A 17,309-nucleotide genomic window follows, 5' to 3' on the forward strand; every position below is an offset into this window, starting at 1 on the left:
TCATTTCTTCGCCACACCTTATCATGTGGCCATCGGCAGAATGGTGCTGAATGATTAAGAATAATTTACGATCGGATCAGTGTTGCACACAAGTTTTATGCACGCTTGGTAGCGCTAACGCCATCGGCCAAATATTTGCGGAATTTTTCCTCAAGAACATCCGGGCTCAGCGGCTTCATGACGACGTCATTCATTCCGGCGGCCCAGCAGGCATCCCGGTCGCCTTCCACCGCAGGAGACAAGACGCCAATGATCGGGGTCCGCCCCGGCGTCTCTTCCGTTTCGCGTATTTTGGAGGCTGCCTCATATCCATTGAGCTTCGGCAAGGTTACATCCATCAACACGATACGCGGATTGAGTTCCCGCCACAATCGGACAGCCTCCTCGCCATCGCCCGCGATGACATAAGTGTAGCCGAAACCTTCGAGGATCTGGGAAAAGACGATGCGGTTGACGGCGTTATCTTCCGCCACCAGCACATCGACCGCAGTGTCGGCGGCCACCTGCCATTCGACGTCTGGTTCTTCCTCAGCCTTGTCGTTCTTGGGGCGCAGCAGATGCCGCGTGATCTTGGACATCAACTCGCGTTCCATCTGGAACGCTTCGAAGACAAGCACATCGATGCCGCTGGCCTGCGCTACCTCGAGGCATTCGAACGGCATGGCGCTGTCGATCGCAATGAGGTCGATCGTCATCTGACGCTCAGCCGCGATATCGGTAATCGCCTTCACCTCCGCAGCACTTCGGGCCGATGTGGCATCGAGGCCGAGCCCCAGCATCTGTGGCAGACCATCCTGCTCGATCCGGCTGTCCTGCGTCACGAGCAGGACACGCCGACCGGCAATCGGAAGGACCGGTACAACGGCTTCCTCTACAAGAGTATCCGGCGGCCGCATGTCCGAATGAACGAAATCAAGCCCCTCCATCCCGGTGAAGATGGCGTCCGCAGGCAGGCCACCGCCAAGAAGATCCGACAGATCTTCCATGATGGTAACGACCAGATACCGGCCTGGCTTCCCCACCCTGAATTTGCGCGTCAGCATGGCGGTCGTTGAACCATCGGCGCGTACCACGCGCTCGGCAATCTGGAACGGCTCTCCTGTTTCCAGAACCTGGGAATTGATCCGGTCCACTCTCTCTGCCAGATCCGGCGCAAGAAGCTCGCGGGCATTGCGTCCAAGAATGTCTTCCGGAAGACGATCGTAGAGCGCGGCACAGGAGCGGTTGACGCCGACATAGGTGAGCGAGCGATCCTTCACCAGAACCGGAAACGGCAGGTTTTCAAGAATTTCTTCGGTAACCTGAACGCGTTCCAGATCGGCACGCCACTGATCTTCCCGCTTGCGATGCTCGGAGATATCCCGCAGCACGCAGACGCCGAAGCCCGAGGGGAAGCGACGTCGCGTCAGGCTCATCCACCGGTCTTGTCCGCGCCGCTCGGTTGACTCGGATCGTTCCTTCCAGAGGGCGGCAATTTCTCCTGCTATCCAGTCATCCCGACCCACTGCCGGACGTGCGCGGCGATCGGGTTTGAGAGGGGAATAGCCGCCATTGTCATAGAGGGCGCCAAACAGTTCGCGAAGCCGTGCACCTGGCGCCAGCAGTTCCGGCTGCACGGGCAGAAAGTTGCGAACCTGCGCACTGGCAAACAGGATGGTATCGTTACGGTCATAGACGAGGAAGCCACCCGAAATGGCGTCGGCAACGATTTCAAGCAATTGCGATTGAAATTCAGTGTCCGGATGCGTGTTTTCACTCATCGCGTACTCATCCGGTACCGATGGGAAACCTCCGTAAAGCGGAGCCGGCAGATACGCTGGGCCGGACGCATAATATTTCATTCCTTACTACCCGATAAAATAAGGAGATCGGGTCGTTGTTCTCACCGCACTGAGTTAGACAGGAGCAAACTGGCGCGAAGCTGCCCCGGCCTTCAATTTTACTGCTTCAGTCTATCGCAGGGATGTTAAGCCCGACTTAATTGTCTGCGTAGGGGAGAACCAGCGATACGGGCTTCTCAAGCACAGACAAATCCGAGACAATAGGGCATGCCCGTAAAACAATTGCCTGAGACACTGATCAACCAAATCGCCGCAGGCGAAGTCATCGAACGGCCCGCCAGCGCTGCGAAGGAACTGATCGAGAATGCCATCGATGCCGGTGCGACACGCATAGAGATTGCGACCGCAGGCGGGGGCAAAAGCCTGATCCGCATTACTGACAACGGTTTCGGCATGACTGCGGACGATCTTGCACTTGCAGTGCGTCGTCATTGTACATCCAAGATCTCGGAAACGCTTGACGATATCCGGACGCTGGGCTTTCGCGGCGAAGCGCTGCCTTCGATAGGTTCGGTGGCGAAACTCTCCATTACCAGCCGCCAGGCAGGCTCTTCGACAGGCGTGGAAGTCTCGGTGGTCGGCGGCAAGATGGCGCCTGTGCGCCCAGCCGCTGCCAATCAGGGAACGGTGGTGGAGGTTCGCGACATCTTTTTCGCGACCCCTGCCCGGCTGAAGTTCCTGAAGACGGAACGGGCCGAAGCCGGAGCCATTACCGAAGTGGTGAAACGCATGGCAATCGCGTTTCCCCATATCCGCTTTACCTTGAGCGGTTCAGACCGATCAACGCTGGAATTCCCCGCAACAAGCGGTGATCCGCTCGGGCGGATGGCGCAGGTGCTCGGCGCCGATTTCAAGGATAACGCAATCGAGATCGACGCCCTGCGCGAGGATGTGGGCCTGACCGGCTTCATAGGTCTTCCCACCTTCAACCGCGGCAATTCCGGTCATCAATACGCCTTCGTCAACGGACGCCCCGTCCAGGACAAGCTGATACTGTCAGCGATCCGGGGAGCCTATGCCGAAACCATTCCTGCAGGACGCTATCCCGTTGCCGTGCTTTCGCTGACGCTCGATCCGGCTCTGGTGGATGTCAACGTTCACCCGGCGAAGGCAGATGTCCGTTTCCGAGATCCGGGGCTTGTTCGCGGCCTCATCGTCGGCGCCATCCGCGAGGCGCTGAACCGAGAGGGAGATCGCGCGGCAACGACCGGCGCCGATGGGCTGCTGCGTGCCTTTCGTCCCGAGACCGCACAGCCAGCCAATTGGGCGAGATCGAGCTACAATGCCGGCTGGTCGGCGGCATCGTCACCGTCCCGCCCCCTCTCCACGACGCAGGACATGCGCTTCTCCGAGGCGAGGCAAAACTCCTTTCAGGAATTTTCGGCACCCAGCGCGCGGGTATCCGAAGCATTCGAGGCCACCCCTTCCAGCCCCACATCCTCGCCTGCTCCAGATACCGGCTATCGGCTGGGCGCAGCGCGCGCGCAGTTGCACGAGAATTACATCGTTGCGCAGACGGAGAACGGGCTTGTGATCGTCGATCAGCATGCCGCTCACGAAAGGCTGGTCTTCGAGGCCATGCGCAAGGCCCTGGAGAAGGACCGGCTGACCTCGCAGGTTCTGCTCATCCCGGAGATTGTCGATCTTCCCGAAGAGGAATGCGACCGGCTGATGATGCATGCGACAGAACTGGACCGTCTGGGACTTGCGATAGAACGGTTTGGTCCCGGAGCGATTGCCGTTCGCGAAACGCCTTCCATGCTGGGCGAGGTCGATGCGGCAAGCCTCATTCGCGATCTGGCAGACGAAATCGGAGAATGGAACACTGCGAATGGCCTCAGAGGCCGTCTGGAGCATGTGGCCGCCACCATGGCCTGCCATGGCTCCGTTCGCTCCGGGCGGCGACTTCGTCCCGACGAGATGAATGCGCTGCTGCGCCAGATGGAAGCGACGCCGGGATCTGGCCAGTGCAACCATGGACGACCGACCTATATCGAACTGAAACTCAGCGATATCGAACGTCTTTTCGGGCGCAGTTGAGCTTCCAGATTTTCGGCGTTACAAGCGCACATGATTTTTCGCAGGAGAAGACCGATGAACCGTTTTGAAGGCGGAGGCAGCCGCGAGGCGAAGATTCGTTATCTGGACGGCGACTACCAGATCCTGCAGCCGGGCTCCTTCGTGACCTGCGCCATGACCGGAGCCGCCATCCCTGTGGACGAATTGCGTTACTGGAGCGTGGCGCGACAGGAGGCCTATGTCGATTGCGCCTCTTCGCTGGAGGCAGAAAAGCGCGCCGGGGCGCTTCCGAACCAGCGACGGGCTCTATCCTGACCTAGAGCGCTTCAGGGTTAAATGGAAACAGTTCTGTTTGGGAGGGCGGGAGCAGATGCGAGGAGAAGGGCGCGTGTCGTAGCCTCAGCATACGGCCAAGCCCTTCGACAAAGCAGATGACCCGCCATCCCAAACCCGGAGGGCCGGATCATTTTCAGCCATTATCTGCGGCTTTTGTCTCGATCGTACCTTGCGGGTATGCCCTTCGCCAAAAGCCTTGATCCTGACTGAAACCTATCACGGCAGAACGATTCCATTTAGCGCTGAAACGCTCTACGTGCGCTCAGCAGGCGGTTGCGGCAATTCAGAATTGCCTGATCGATCATCTTCGCTGGCGCGTGCGGATCGTCGAACACCATTTCCACATCGACGACGGCCAGTTGCTGCAGCAGTTCTTCTGCTGCACCATGATGTCCGATCAGACGGGCGCGGTCCTTCGCCGTCGTCACCAGTTGCAGGTCGTGCTTTTGCGCATCCGCCAACAGATCCCGGATCTCATCCTCGGCAAAATAATGGTGATCGGGGAAGGAGCGCGTCGCAACCGGTTCCGCGCCCACAGCTGACACTGTCCGGTAGAACTTTGCCGGATCTGCAATGCCCGCAAAGGCGAAGACCCGTTTTCCTTCAAGATCGGAATTTTCCATTGGCACAAGATTGGCAACCTGCACGGGGCGACCAGCTCGCGCGGCACGGCGCACGAGCGCGTCTGCCGCAGGACCGTTGCCGACCTTGAGCATGGATGACATCTGGCGCAATTGCAGATCGAGCGGCGCCCGCACCGGCCCACCGGGAACCAGGTGACCATTGCCGATCCCACGCACGGAATCCACCACCACCAGCGCGAAATCAATCGTCAGCCGGGCGCTCTGGAAGCCATCGTCCATGATGATGAAATTGCAGCCTTCGGCAACCAGACGCTCCGCGCCCTCGAAGCGTCGGCGTGAAATCACCGTTTTCGCTTCCCGCGCCAGAAGCAGCGGTTCGTCACCCACGGCGTCGGCACGGTGGTGATGCAGGTCGACGAGCGTCGTCACATCGAGTGAACCGCCATAGCCACGGCTCAGAAAACCTGGCGTCAGGCCTTTGTTGATGGCCGCCTTTGCAACAGCGAGCGCCGTCGGAGTCTTGCCCGCGCCGCCGACGGTAAAATTGCCGACGCACAGAACGGGCACGGACACGGAAGGGCGATCCTTGCGGGCCATTCGGCGACCAGCGACGCGGCCGTAAAGATAGGAAACGGGGCTCAGGCTCCAGGCACGCCAATCGGCTTTCGTCCACCAGAATGGCGGTGCTTCCGAAACCATCTAACCCCTCCTCCGATCCGATGCGAAGGATCGGATCATCATGCTGTCTGGGCCTGCGGCAACAGTGTTTCGAGGCCCGTGATATCGCCCAGCACATGATCGGCCATGGCTTCCAGCGTTGCGGGCGAGCCGGTTCCCGTCAGCACGGCAACCTTCAAGCCGACACCCGCTGCCGCCCCCATATGCAGGTCATGATTGTTGTCGCCCACCATCGCGACCTGCGAAGGCTCAAGACCCACGGCCTTGCAGAAGCCAAGCACCATGCCCGGTTCCGGCTTGCAACCATGACCGCTGTCATAGCCCGCTATGAAATCGAGATGTTCGATGAAGCCGAACCGCCGGGCCGTCTCGCGGATCGATCGCTCGTTATCGCTGGAGGCGACGCCAAGCTTGAAACCGCGCGCCTTAAGGCGTCCGAAATAGCCGCCGAGATCCGTCACCGGCACGGAAAAATCAGATGCGCGGACAAACAGGTCGTCCAGTTCGATCGTCAGAGGACCAACGGCAAGCGGCGAACCGGCCGTGACGAAACCAGCCGCAATTTCGGCAGCAGTCCCTGCCGCAAACAGGCTGTCTGGCCGGGTCTTGCCCGTTGCCGGATCCATGCCGCAGGCGTTCATCAGGCGTTCTTCCAGTTCCACGCCACCGCCAGCCGCTGCAATACGCGCGGCCTCACGGTTCACCGGTCCCCAGCTTTCGTCATAGCGAATGAGGGTTCCATCCTTGTCGAACAGGAGGCCCTTGATGTGGGAGAGATCCGCAGCGTCTGCCATCAGCCACCTGCACCGGCAGGACGCAGACGGGCCGTTACCGTCAGCGGGTTGATGTAGGGTTCGAGCGCCTTGATCGTCGTGGACAGGGCGCCCCGCATATCCTGGATTGCCTCGTGGCCGCTGTCGATCATCTTGTAGCGCGCCTGCTCGTTCGTCATCAGATAATGAACGGCCTTGGCAAGCATCTCGATATCGCGCACCATCCGGGCACCGCCGCGCTTGACGATGTGCTGATAGGTCTCGCGGAAATTCTGCACATTGGGGCCGGAAAGCACCGCGCAGCCCAGCATCGCGGACTCCATCGGGTTCTGTCCGCCTTCCGCCGTCAGCGAACGACCGACGAAAGAAATCTCCGTCAGCCGCAGATAAAGCCCCATCTCGCCGATCGTATCGCCGAGGAAAATATCCGTTTCCGGTGTGATCTCGTCGCCGCGCGAACGGCGCGCCACGACGAGCCCCTTTTCCACCAGCATGGCCTCGACCTCGTCCCCGCGCTCCGGATGGCGCGGGACGATGATCGTCAATTGCTGGTTCCGAGGCTTGAGTGCGCGGTGGACGAAGGCAGCGCCCTCTTCCTCGCCTGCGAAAGTGCAGATAGCCGCCCAGGTCTGGCGATCGCCGATCTGGGCACGGTAACGCGCAACCACGGCTTCATCACAGGGCGGCGGATCGCTATCGCCCTTCAGGTTGCCGGATATCACCACCGGCCAGGCGCCGAGATCCTTGAAGCGTTCCGCATCCACATCCGAGCGGGCAACCACGAGCGCGAGCTTGCCGAACAAGAGCTCGGAAATGGAGAGATGGTTCTTCCAGCGATCGAAGGAGCGGTCCGAGATACGCGCATTCACCCGGATCTGCGGAATGTTGCGGCGCGCGAGCTCTGCCACCGTTGTCGGCCAGATTTCGGACTCTGCCGTGATGGCTGCGTCCGGATGCCAATAGGCAATGAAGCGCTTGACCGAAAATTTCAGATCGAGCGGAACGTATTGATGGATGACCTCGCCTGCCAGACGCGTTTCCACGAGCGAGGCGGATGTGACGGTGCCGGTCGTCAGGAGAACATGGATCTCACGTCGCACCAGTTCCTTGATCAGCGGGATGACGGCATTGGTTTCACCGACACTTGCCGCATGCACCCAGACCAGAGGCCCGCGCGGCCTTGGCTGGCTGGGATGGCCGAACCGCTCCAGCCGACGGGCCCTGTCTTCCTTGCCCTTGAAAGCGCGATAGGAAAGATAGGGGACAGCGAGGGGATAGGCGCAGATTCCGGCCAGCCGGTACGCCAAAAGGGCTGCTTGCGCCATGCCGCTCCTCACTTGCCCCATCCGCTCATCAAGACCATCGACTTAATCGCTCCCCAACCGAATGCCGCAATCGTATGCTGTCAAAATACGTCAAAAACGCGCCGAAAACGGCACCCAGTGGCGTGGTTGCGTCAGTCGTTGGATTGTGGATCCAGAAGGCGGTGCATGTGCACGATGAAGTAACGCATCTGTGCGTTATCAACGGTCGCCTGAGCCTTGGCCTTCCAGGCCTGCAGGGCACTCGCATAGTCCGGAAAAATGCCGACGATGTCGAGCGCTTTCAAATCCTTGAACTCAACACTCTGGAGGCTTTCCAGCTCTCCGCCAAAAACCAGGTGAAGAAGTTGCTTTTTGCCGTCTTTATCGGTCATAATCGCCCAATCCTTTAATCTCCCCCGTCCTATTCTCCTGCGGCATTCCGCAAAAAAGGTCAACAGGATCGCAGACCGCGGACGAGGCTTTCCAGAACATGTTCGGCGCCTGCACATAACTCTTCGTGAGTCACGCGCTTTCGATTGTAAACGAGGCGGTTACCTTCGAGATCGACCAGGCGCCCGCCCGCCTGATGCAGGATTACATCGGCCGCTGCAAGATCCCAATCGTGAGAATTCCGCTTTACCACCGTGCCGTCAATGCGACCATCCGCAATCATGGCAATGCGATAGGCAAGAGAGGGCACGTGGCGAATGCGCTTGAGGGTATCTCGAACATCGTCCGGGAAGCGAGCCAGCATATCCTCCGGAAGCGCAATCTGCCGAAGTCCTTCCTCGCGCGGTTTGGAGACTTCTATTGGGACGCCATCCTTCAGGGCAGGCAGTCCAAGAGCCGAATACAGTTCCTCACCAAGAGCGGGCGCAAACAGGACACCTGCGACAGGCTCTCCACGATGGACAACGGCCACGCTGACGCACCAGGTCTTCTCGCCATTGATGAAGGCGCGGGTTCCGTCAATCGGATCGATGACAAATACGGTTTCGGCGGTAAGACGGGCCTCATCGTCATCCGTTTCTTCCGAGAGCCAGCCATAATTCGGGCGCGCCTTCAACAGGATGTCCTGAAGCCGGTCGTTTGCAGCGAAATCCGCCGCGCTTACGGGGGATCGTCCGCCCTCCGTTTTCCACCAGACTTCAGGCGACTGGCCGAAGAAAGCGAAGGCAATTTCACCCGCCTCTCGCGCCGCACGGCGGATCAGCGCGAGATCATCGCTCCAGTCTGTTCTGGTGTTTTCAGCGTCCGGCAAGCGTCATGCCTTCAATCGCGATGGTAGGAGCAGCCGTGCCGAAGCTTCGATCAATATCGTTGGCTGGCGTGACCCGCATGAACATATCCTTCAGGTTGGACGCAATCGTCACCTCGGAGACCGGATAGGTGATTTCGCCGTTCTCGATCCAAAAGCCGGTTGCGCCCCGGGAATATTCGCCCGTGATCATGTTGACGCCGTGACCGATGAGTTCGGTGACATAGAAGCCGTTGCCGATACTGCGGATCAGATCCTGCGGCGAGATGTCACCCGGCTCAAGGGCCAGATTAGTGGATGCAGGATTGACGCTCGTGCCGCCCCGGACGCCGCGACCGTTGGTGGGCAGTCCCAGTTCCCGGCCCGTGGACGTGGACAGGAACCAGTGGTTCAGCACCCCGTCCTCGATCATCACCATGCGCTCACCCTTGACGCCTTCGCCATCGAAGGGGCGCGAGGAAGAGCCGCGCACGATCAGCGGATCATCGGTGATGTTGAGGCCTGATTTCAAAACCTGTTGCCCCATGCGATCGCGCAGGAAGCTTGTCTTGCGCGCCACGGATGCGCCGTTGATGGCACCGGCAATATGACCGACGAAGCCCCGCGCAATGCGGGGATCGAACACAACGGTAACGTTGCTCGCCGTTGGTACCTGTCGTGGATTGATGCGCTTTACCACGCGCTCGCCTGCCCGTCTTCCGATGTCACGCGCATCGTCCAGCTCAGCAAAGTAGAGGCGGCTGTCGTAGTCGTAGTCACGCTCCATCTTCGTGCCCTCGCCCGCGATCACGCTGACGGAACAACCGAAACGGCTTGCCATGTAGCTGCCGGAAAATCCGTGCGACGTCACCAGTACGAGACCGCCAGCACCGGCCGAAGCACCTGCGCCGGAGGAATTCGTCACACCGCCGACAGCTAAGGCCGCCTCTTCTGCTGCCAGTGCTGCATCGGTCAGCGTGTCGGTCGAAACCTCGGTCGGATCGAAGAGATCGAGATCGGGGTAGCTGTGCGCCAGGTCCTTTTCATCGGCCTGGCAGGCGAACCGATCTTCTGGCGAGACCTTGGCCATGGCAACGGCCCGTTCTGCCAGTGCCTTGAGATCAAAACCAGGATTGGCAGATACACTTGCCACGCGCTGGCCGACAAAGACCCGCAGCGAAAAATCATCGCTTTCCGCGCTCTGCGTATTTTCCACCTTGCCCAGTCGCACGCTGACGGAGCGCGAGCGCGAGCGTACCACGACCGCATCGGCCTGGTCGGCTCCGGCCTTCATGGCAAGATCGATAAGTTCGCTGGCGCGGGTCACCAGGGCAGAGGAATCAATTTCGGATGTCATTCGCTTAAACCCTTCGTTCACGAACCATGTATTGTGCACTAAACAAAGCATCAAGTGCGACAAGCGATTCTTGTCAGCCCCCAATCCGGACGAGAGGCTCCATGGCGACACCCGATCCACTGTTCAACGAAACCCTGCTTCTGCTGGGTGGCGCCGTGCTTGCCGCGCCGATCTTCAAGAAACTGGGTCTCGGGACCGTTCTGGGCTACCTCGCAGCCGGTATCGTCATCGGGCCGATCCTGCGGCTGATCTCCGATCCGGAAGAAGTACTGCATGTTTCAGAACTCGGGGTCGTGTTCCTTCTCTTCATCATCGGCCTCGAACTGAAGCCCTCCCGCCTGTGGCAGATGCGCGGCGACATCTTCGTTCTCGGAACCGCGCAGGTTCTGTTCTCCGGATTGCTTCTTTCAGGTCTCGCCTATCTCGCCAATATTGCCAGTTGGCAAGGAAGCGTGATTGCAGGCTTTGGCCTTGCGCTTTCCTCCACCGCCTTTGCCCTGCAGATCCTTGCGGACAATGGGGAAGCCAACGCGCTTTATGGACGTCGCGCCTTTTCTATCCTGCTGTTTCAGGATCTCGCCATCGTGCCGCTTCTGGCACTCGTGACCATTCTGGGTTCGGGACCGGAGGCCAGCACATCGACCATTCTTGTCGATTCCGGTCGCGCCATTCTCGCCGTCGCAGCCATGGTGGTTGCAGGTCGCTATCTGCTGACGCCGATGTTTCAGGTGATTGCCCGCACGGGCGCCCGCGAAGTGATGCTTGCCGCGGCACTTCTGGTCGTGCTGGGGTCCGCCGTACTGATGCAACTCGTTGGCCTCTCCATGGCCATGGGCGCCTTTCTTGCGGGCATCATGCTGGCTGAATCCTCCTATCGCCACGAGTTGGAAGCAGATATCGAGCCCTTTCGCGGCCTGCTGCTCGCCATGTTCTTCATGGCAGTGGGCCTCTCCCTTGATCTCAACGCCATCCTGTCGAACCTGCTTCTGATCGTGGCCGGCGTGCCATTCTTCATGATCGCCAAGGGATTGGTAATCTACGTGCTCTGCCGTCTCTGGGGTTCGACGAAGGAGGATTCGGCCAGCATCGCAGCACTTCTGCCGCAGGGCGGTGAATTCGGCTTCGTGCTGTTCACCACGGCGGTCTCCGCCGGTCTTCTGACGGCTGGCGCATCCTCGCTGCTGATTGCCAGCGTCACGCTGTCCATGGCGCTGACGCCCTTGGGTTCGGCACTCGCGCGGCGCTATTTCACCGGAGAGCAGAAGCGGGAAGAAATAGAAGAGGATTTCGAAGGTGCGGGTGCGGATGTGCTGATGATCGGCTTTTCGCGCTTCGGCCAGATCGCCGCGCAGATTCTGCTCGCCGGGGGCCGCGACGTGACCGTGATCGACGATTCACCGGACCGCATCCGGCAGGCAAGCTCCTTCGGTTTTCGCATCTACTTTGGAGATGGCGCCCGCAAGGAAGTTCTTCTGGCAGCGGGTATCGAGCGGGCGAAGATCGTTGCGATCTGTACGCATCGCCGCGATATCACCGACAGGATCGTGGATCTCATCCGGTCCGAGTTTCCAGAGGTGAAACTGTTCGTGCGCTCCTATGATCGTATTCACACGATCTCGTTGCGGGCACGCGAGGTGGATTACGAGATCCGCGAAACGCTGGAATCCGGCCTGCTCTTCGGCCAGAAAACGCTGGAGGCGCTTGGAAAGACGGAAACGGAAGCCGCCGAGATCGGCGCCGATATCCGTCGGCGGGACGAGGAACGGCTGCAGATACAGGCAGCGGAGGGTCTGACTGCCGGTCTGCACATGCTCCACACGCGCCCGGTTCGCCCGGAGCCTCTGACCAAGCCGAAGAGGCAGCCGGTGGCACACGAAGCCGATTCCGCGGGACAAGCCTGAGCCGCGCGGCTATCTCATACCAAATGTCGATGATAGGGACCGATTGCGCCGGAGCGATTTTGGTTTGCGGCGAGAAGAAAACCACAGTCGGACCTGAAGGTCCGGCGTGGATTTTCGACGACGTCCGAAGGCCAAAAGCGCCCGGTCCTCTGGATGGGCCGGATTTCCTCCACCGACTTTGTCGCAATCCTCGACCGATGCAGGCGCATCGCTCTCCGGTATGCTCCTCCTCGGATGAAGGTCTCCGGTCCCACGCAATCGGTTCATATCATCGACATTTGGTATCAGTCGCGGTCCCGGCGTGCCATCAACTTCTCGAAGGAGCGCTTCAACTCATCCTTGATGGGCTGGGACTCCTCGAGAATCTCCCGTGCCTTCAGGAAATCCAGCACGCGGAACCGGTTGACAGAGGGGCGCAGGAAAATGTGGGGCGGATGCAGCTTCATCTTCAGCGCGATGGCTGACTGCATCATCAACTGGCTGGCGCCGAACATGCTATCAAAACGGCTGGGCGGATGGGTTCCATCGCCTTCCGGCGCGCCGACGACATCGACACCGATGACGATGTCGCAGTCCTCCATCAGGTGTTCCCAGGGGATGGGGTTGAAGATACCGCCATCCACCATGATGCGGCCATTGATCCGCACCGGCATGAAAAGCCCGGGGATTGCCGCGGAGGCCGCTATGGCCAATCGCAAATCGCCGGTTTCCAGAATGGCTTCCGTCTGGCCGTAGTAATCGGTGACGGCGATCTTCATCGGAATGGACAGTTCGCCGAAGCTCTGCGGAATTGCCGGAGACAGGAACGCCTCCAGAATGCGCTCCAGGTTGAAATGGCCGAGGCGGAAGCCGCCGATGCCATCACGCATACTGGCCGGACCGAGCGACCAAAGGCGGTTGAAAACAGCGTTGCGGTTGCCGACCGTTTCCAGCGTATAGTCGCGGATCTCGGCGCCGCTCATTCCTGCCGCCATGCCGGTGCCAAAGATTGCACCGATCGACGAACCTGCAATCGCAACCGGGCGAATGCCCATTTCATCAAGCGCCTCGATGACGGCAATATGGGCAATGCCACGCGCGCCCCCGCCGCCGAAAGCAACGGCGACGCGCGGAGCACCATTTGAGGGGACGACATGCTCTGCGCCGGGGGAGATCCGTGTCGTCATCGCGCTTTGCCTTCAGGCTGGTTTGTAGCGGAAAAAGTCTATGCGGGTTTCGCCAAAAACCCTCTGTTCCAGCGGCTGGAAAACAAGATCACACGCCACGCTCACATCCGCCCTTTCCTCCAGAACCACCAGCGCATCCGGTGCAATCCAGCCACCCTTATGGGCGGAAAGAAGCGCCTGCTCGCCGAGACCCTGACCGTAGGGCGGATCTGCGAAGACAAAATGAAACGGCTCGATGTTTCCAACGGTACCGAGACTGGTCGCATCCCGCCTCAAGATGCGAGCACGGCCATGCAGGCCGAACTGCTCGATGTTTTCCCACAGAAGACCGCGTCCCTCAACGCCGTTCTCGACGAACAGTGCGCTCCGGCAGCCGCGCGACAGAGCCTCCAGCCCTACAGCGCCGGTTCCGGCAAACAGGTCAAGAACCCGGGTGCCATCCACGGCCTCCGGGTAGACATGGCTGATGATGTTGAACAGGCTCTCCCGCGTCCGGTCGATGGTCGGCCGGATCGCGTTTGATTTTGGCGTGGCAAGACTTCGGCCACGGAATTCACCACCGACAATGCGCACGACTTAGCCCCTCGGACCGCGAGGACCCTTGCTGCCACCTGCGCCGCCGCGCGAGCCCGAACCGGGACCGCGACCGCCAGCCGGACGCCCACCGGGTTTGCCGGAACCACCGGGACGACCGCCCGGCTTGCCCGCGCCACCGGGTTTGCCGCCGAATTTTCCGGCAGGCTTGCCACCGAAGCTCTTGCCCGCTGGCTTGCCCGATCTTTCGCCAAACGAGCGCTCGCCGCCAGACCGTTCACCGCCAGACCGTTCACCGAAGGAACGCTCGCCAGATGCGCGACCGCCCGGCTTGCCGCCGAACCCGCTGCGTCCGCCTTCGCGATCTCCGCGCTCGCTGCGCTGTGGACGGTCACCGCGATCCGGCCTGTCGCCGAAGGGACGACCACGGCCTTCAGAGCGTTCTCCCTGCGGACGCGAGAACTTGCGTTCGCCGCCCTCGCGCGCCGGGCGCTCGCCGCCGGCATCCTTGCTGAAAGGTGGCTTCGACCGCGGACGATCGGAGAATGAACGGTCTCCGCCTTCCCTGCGTTCTCCACGCTCGGGGCGTTCTCCCCGCGCAGGACGATCGCCACGATCCGGGCGCTCTGAGCGGAACGGGCGGTCACCGCGATCCTGGCGTGGCCCGCGATCGCCACGGTCACCACGATCCCCGCGGTCACGGAAGCCGCCGCCATCCTCGTCACGAGAACGACGCTGTGCCGGCGCTTCCTCGGCGCGGATCCAGTCGCTGTCACCTTCGACACGGTTGATGTTGGGACGACGCGGAGCCTCGGTCGGCTTGTTGAACAGGCGTTCCGCCTCGGCGCGCGCCGAGCTCTTGCCAGCGCCTCCATCCTTGGTGGGACGAGCGCCGGGCGCCATCCAGACGTTGGCTGTGCGGGATGTGCCCATGGGCGCACGCTTTTTGGGCTTCTCGTCTTCGAAACGATCGTCGCGGCCACCGGACCGGCTATCGAACTTGCCGGAAGGCTTGCCCTTGCCAGCAAACTTGCCGTCGCCGCGACCCTTCGGCTTGTCACCAAACTTTGGCTTTTCGCCAAAGCCGGGCTTATCGCCAAACCTGCCGCCCTCGCGACGCTCGCCGCGCGGTGCATCGCGATCATCGCGATGGCCAGCGGGCTTTTCAGCAGTACGCTTCTCACCAGCACCCCAGGCCTTCTCGGCACGAGGAGCCTTCACCTCGGGCTTGTCCTCGTCCGGCGGCGGATTGTTGTAGATCGGCGCGTCGAAATTGGCCTTGGCCTCTTCGATCAAACGTGGGCCAAGCTGATCGCGCAGCATGCGGCCGCGCGCTTCCACCACATGGCCTTCCGGCAGATCGCCCAGTTGGAACGGCCCGTAGGAGATGCGGATCAGGCGGTTGACGTCGAGCCCCAGAGCACCCAGCACGTTCTTGATTTCGCGGTTCTTGCCTTCACGAAGACCCATGGTGATCCACACATTGTGGCCTTGGGTGCGATCAAGCGTCGCTTCGATTGCGCCATAGAGGACGCCATCGACGGCAATGCCGTCCTTCAGCTTGTCCAGTTGCTCCTGGCTGACTTCGCCATGGGCGCGCACGCGATAGCGGCGCAGCCAGCCTGTGGTGGGAAGTTCCAGCACCCGGGACAGACCGCCATCATTGGTCAGCAGCAGAAGGCCCTCGGTATTGATATCGAGACGGCCGATCGACATCACGCGCGGCAGTTCTTCCGGCAGGTTTTCGAAGACTGTCGGACGCCCTTCCGGATCGGAATTCGTGGTCACCAGACCGGCAGGCTTGTGGTAGAGCCACAGGCGCGTGCGCTCGATGCCGCGGATCGGCTGGCCATCCACTTCGATCTTGTCGGCCAGGGTCGCGTTCACGACGGGCGTATCCAGCACCGTTCCGTTGAGGCTGACGCGGCCTTCCATGATCATGCGCTCGACATCGCGGCGAGAGGCAATCCCTGCGCGCGCCAGGATCTTGGAAATGCGCTCCGGCTTGTCCGCTGTCGCAGCAGCCACAGCCGACGCATCGACGGCTGGCTTGCGGAAGGGCTTCTGAGGGCCCTTCTTTGCGGAAAACGCGCCATCATCGGATTTGCGGGCTGCGGTTGGTTTCTTCCTGTCGCGATCGAAGGGCTTGCCTCCTTCGCGCTTCGGCTTGTCTTTAAAGCTCATATGTTGTTTGCCTGAAGCGAGGGTGGGACATCGCGTCCTACCTTAAGTGCGTGTGTTGACTGTACTGACGTCTTGTCGCATCTCGGTTGAACCGGCGCGACGCAGGTTGGGACCGTTCCTATCAGGTCAGGCCCGCCGGGTTAAGAGGGAATCGCCGCATGAGCGGGACAAATCGTTTCATGAATGCGGCGATCGAGGAGGCAATCCGGGCGAAAGAGCGCGATGAGGTGCCGATCGGCGCGGTTGTGGTGCTGGATGGCGAGATCGTCGGACGCGGCGGAAATCGCACCCGTGAGCGGAACGATGTCACGGCGCATGCGGAAATCGTGGCGTTGCGGATGGCTTGCGAGGCCTTGGGACAAGAGCGGCTGGTCGGCGCAGATCTTTATGTCACGCTCGAACCCTGCACCATGTGTGCGGCGGCCATTTCGTTTGCGCGCATCCGCAGGCTCTATTACGGCGCCAGAGATATCAAAGGGGGAGCGGTGGAAAGCGGCGTCCGCTTCTTCAACCAGCCGACCTGCCACCATTCGCCGGATGTCTATTCCGGCTTCGCAGAGACGACAACTTCTCGCTTGCTGGTGGATTTCTTCCAGGCCAAGCGAGATGGCGCATTTTCGGGCAAAGGCTGACGCTGGGACGGGAGCCCCTTACTTGAAGGGGTTCCACCAGGACGACGAGTTGGAAGAAGCGGCAGCGGCAGACTTCTTGCGCTCACGCTCTTTCTTCAGTTCCGGTTCGCCGAGATCGGTCAGGTTGGCGCTATCGGCCACGCGATACTGAACCGGCGGCTCGGTGAGCGTGCGGCGCTGACCCGCAATGCCCGGGCTTTCCGCATTGGCCTTGGCCTGACGGAAGGCTTCCCACTTCTGGGCCTCGGTCATCGTACCGGCCTTGCCATCACCAGCCAGCAGAGGCGAGCGATAATGCGGGTTGTTCTTGTTGGCTTCCGCCTCGTCACGCAGACGTGCGCGTGTTTCTTCCGGGGACTCGACCCAGTTCGGATTTGCTTCGCGGCTTGCAAGCGAGGTCTGCGGTTGCGGCAGGTTATCCGTGCGGGCCTTGTTGACCACCAGACCGGGACGCGGATTGTACTTGGTGCTTGGCTTGTCTTCCGGACCCAGCGAAATGGCGGAACCCAGATCGTCCACCAACTGCTCGCCGGCGGTCTTGCTCGTTCCATAGGTCGGGCTCGAAACGCAGCCGGACAAACCAACCACTGCCGCAGCCGCGGCGAGTAGGCCGAGCCTTACACGAATTGCCTGCAACGTCTTCATACCAACCCTTCCAGACGCGCCCCGTCCTGGCGCGCGAGATCACTCAAAACCCCGATTGGCCGAAAAATCCGGCCAATTTCAGGCAGACTTACCGGATGACGCGGCAAAGCGCAATCAT

Annotated in this window: 15 protein-coding genes; 4 read left to right on the forward strand and 11 right to left on the reverse strand. The window is 60.8% G+C overall.

Translation table 11 applies throughout. From position 1 onward, the window contains the following. Positions 1-95 precede the first annotated feature (95 nt). Positions 96-1,760 (reverse strand): response regulator, encoded by a 1,665-nt coding sequence (locus G6N80_RS07130; protein WP_165132630.1) that lies wholly within the window; start codon positions 1,758-1,760, stop codon positions 96-98. 288 nt (positions 1,761-2,048) lie between these two features. Between G6N80_RS07130 and mutL the strand changes: the two genes are divergently transcribed. Further along, on the forward strand, positions 2,049-3,881 hold the full coding sequence (mutL, locus tag G6N80_RS07135) for a DNA mismatch repair endonuclease MutL (RefSeq protein WP_062553104.1): 1,833 nt from the start codon (positions 2,049-2,051) through the stop codon (positions 3,879-3,881). A 54-nt stretch (positions 3,882-3,935) separates the two neighbouring features. Continuing rightward, a complete protein-coding gene (locus G6N80_RS07140; RefSeq protein WP_062553105.1) occupies positions 3,936-4,175 on the forward strand; it encodes a DUF2093 domain-containing protein in 240 nt (79 codons plus the stop codon). 257 nt (positions 4,176-4,432) lie between these two features. Here the strand turns inward: G6N80_RS07140 and lpxK are convergent, their stop codons facing one another. The 6 genes from lpxK to G6N80_RS07170 form a co-directional block, all read right to left on the reverse strand. After that, the gene (gene lpxK / locus G6N80_RS07145; RefSeq protein WP_165132633.1) at positions 4,433-5,479 is read right to left on the reverse strand and encodes a tetraacyldisaccharide 4'-kinase; all 1,047 of its coding nucleotides are present in this window, start codon (positions 5,477-5,479) and stop codon (positions 4,433-4,435) included. A gap of 38 nt (positions 5,480-5,517) precedes the next feature. After that, on the reverse strand, positions 5,518-6,252 hold the full coding sequence (locus tag G6N80_RS07150; RefSeq protein ID WP_165132636.1) for an HAD family hydrolase: 735 nt from the start codon (positions 6,250-6,252) through the stop codon (positions 5,518-5,520). Then, positions 6,252-7,568, reverse strand: coding sequence for a lipid IV(A) 3-deoxy-D-manno-octulosonic acid transferase (gene waaA / locus G6N80_RS07155; RefSeq protein ID WP_165132639.1), 1,317 nt, complete (start codon positions 7,566-7,568; stop codon positions 6,252-6,254). Before waaA ends, G6N80_RS07150 begins: the two co-directional genes overlap by 1 nt. A gap of 119 nt (positions 7,569-7,687) precedes the next feature. After that, positions 7,688-7,927 carry a DUF4170 domain-containing protein gene (locus G6N80_RS07160; protein WP_062553108.1) on the reverse strand — a complete coding sequence of 80 codons (240 nt, stop codon included), beginning with the start codon at positions 7,925-7,927 and terminating at the stop codon, positions 7,688-7,690. Between the two features lie 59 nt (positions 7,928-7,986). Continuing rightward, on the reverse strand, positions 7,987-8,796 hold the full coding sequence (locus G6N80_RS07165; RefSeq protein ID WP_165132642.1) for a 3'(2'),5'-bisphosphate nucleotidase CysQ: 810 nt from the start codon (positions 8,794-8,796) through the stop codon (positions 7,987-7,989). Continuing rightward, positions 8,783-10,129 (reverse strand): TldD/PmbA family protein, encoded by a 1,347-nt coding sequence (locus G6N80_RS07170; RefSeq protein WP_062553110.1) that lies wholly within the window; start codon positions 10,127-10,129, stop codon positions 8,783-8,785. The genes G6N80_RS07165 and G6N80_RS07170 overlap by 14 nt, the downstream gene beginning before the upstream one ends. Positions 10,130-10,230: 101 nt before the next feature. Between G6N80_RS07170 and G6N80_RS07175 the strand changes: the two genes are divergently transcribed. Then, positions 10,231-12,030: a monovalent cation:proton antiporter-2 (CPA2) family protein gene (locus tag G6N80_RS07175; RefSeq protein ID WP_165132645.1), complete on the forward strand. Its 1,800-nt coding sequence runs from the start codon at positions 10,231-10,233 to the stop codon at positions 12,028-12,030. Positions 12,031-12,314: 284 nt separating this feature from the next. On the opposite strand, the gene G6N80_RS07180 is transcribed toward G6N80_RS07175, so the two are convergent. Genes G6N80_RS07180 through G6N80_RS07190 form a run of 3 tightly spaced genes read right to left on the reverse strand, consistent with a single transcriptional unit; the run spans position 12,315 to position 15,914 of the window. Continuing rightward, a complete protein-coding gene (locus G6N80_RS07180) occupies positions 12,315-13,196 on the reverse strand; it encodes a patatin-like phospholipase family protein (RefSeq protein WP_165132648.1) in 882 nt (293 codons plus the stop codon). A 12-nt stretch (positions 13,197-13,208) separates the two neighbouring features. Then, a complete protein-coding gene (rsmD, locus tag G6N80_RS07185; protein WP_062553113.1) occupies positions 13,209-13,769 on the reverse strand; it encodes a 16S rRNA (guanine(966)-N(2))-methyltransferase RsmD in 561 nt (186 codons plus the stop codon). 3 nt (positions 13,770-13,772) lie between these two features. Next, on the reverse strand, positions 13,773-15,914 hold the full coding sequence (locus G6N80_RS07190; RefSeq protein ID WP_165132651.1) for a pseudouridine synthase: 2,142 nt from the start codon (positions 15,912-15,914) through the stop codon (positions 13,773-13,775). 158 nt (positions 15,915-16,072) lie between these two features. Between G6N80_RS07190 and G6N80_RS07195 the strand changes: the two genes are divergently transcribed. Next, positions 16,073-16,546, forward strand: a complete 474-nt coding sequence (locus tag G6N80_RS07195; RefSeq protein WP_165132654.1) for a nucleoside deaminase — start codon at positions 16,073-16,075, stop codon at positions 16,544-16,546. 18 nt (positions 16,547-16,564) lie between these two features. Here the strand turns inward: G6N80_RS07195 and G6N80_RS07200 are convergent, their stop codons facing one another. Next, the gene (locus G6N80_RS07200; protein ID WP_062553116.1) at positions 16,565-17,191 is read right to left on the reverse strand and encodes a hypothetical protein; all 627 of its coding nucleotides are present in this window, start codon (positions 17,189-17,191) and stop codon (positions 16,565-16,567) included. Positions 17,192-17,309: the final 118 nt, after the last annotated feature.

It is taken from the genome of Rhizobium rhizoryzae, from assembly GCF_011046895.1.
Taxonomy (GTDB): Bacteria; Pseudomonadota; Alphaproteobacteria; order Rhizobiales; family Rhizobiaceae; genus Neorhizobium; species Neorhizobium rhizoryzae.

Excerpts from the sequence above, each read along its gene's own strand:
- G6N80_RS07200 (WP_062553116.1), bottom strand. The coding sequence starts at position 17,191 with ATGAAGACGTTGCAGGCAATTCGTGTAAGGCTCGGCCTACTCGCCGCG.
- G6N80_RS07195 (WP_165132654.1), top strand. The coding sequence starts at position 16,073 with ATGAGCGGGACAAATCGTTTCATGAATGCGGCGATCGAGGAGGCAATC.
- G6N80_RS07190 (WP_165132651.1), bottom strand. The coding sequence starts at position 15,914 with ATGAGCTTTAAAGACAAGCCGAAGCGCGAAGGAGGCAAGCCCTTCGAT.
- G6N80_RS07160 (WP_062553108.1), bottom strand. The coding sequence starts at position 7,927 with ATGACCGATAAAGACGGCAAAAAGCAACTTCTTCACCTGGTTTTTGGC.
- G6N80_RS07130 (WP_165132630.1), bottom strand. The coding sequence starts at position 1,760 with ATGAGTGAAAACACGCATCCGGACACTGAATTTCAATCGCAATTGCTT.
- lpxK (WP_165132633.1), bottom strand. The coding sequence starts at position 5,479 with ATGGTTTCGGAAGCACCGCCATTCTGGTGGACGAAAGCCGATTGGCGT.
- G6N80_RS07180 (WP_165132648.1), bottom strand. The coding sequence starts at position 13,196 with ATGACGACACGGATCTCCCCCGGCGCAGAGCATGTCGTCCCCTCAAAT.
- mutL (WP_062553104.1), top strand. The coding sequence starts at position 2,049 with ATGCCCGTAAAACAATTGCCTGAGACACTGATCAACCAAATCGCCGCA.
- G6N80_RS07175 (WP_165132645.1), top strand. The coding sequence starts at position 10,231 with ATGGCGACACCCGATCCACTGTTCAACGAAACCCTGCTTCTGCTGGGT.
- G6N80_RS07140 (WP_062553105.1), top strand. The coding sequence starts at position 3,936 with ATGAACCGTTTTGAAGGCGGAGGCAGCCGCGAGGCGAAGATTCGTTAT.
- G6N80_RS07150 (WP_165132636.1), bottom strand. The coding sequence starts at position 6,252 with ATGGCAGACGCTGCGGATCTCTCCCACATCAAGGGCCTCCTGTTCGAC.
- G6N80_RS07170 (WP_062553110.1), bottom strand. The coding sequence starts at position 10,129 with ATGACATCCGAAATTGATTCCTCTGCCCTGGTGACCCGCGCCAGCGAA.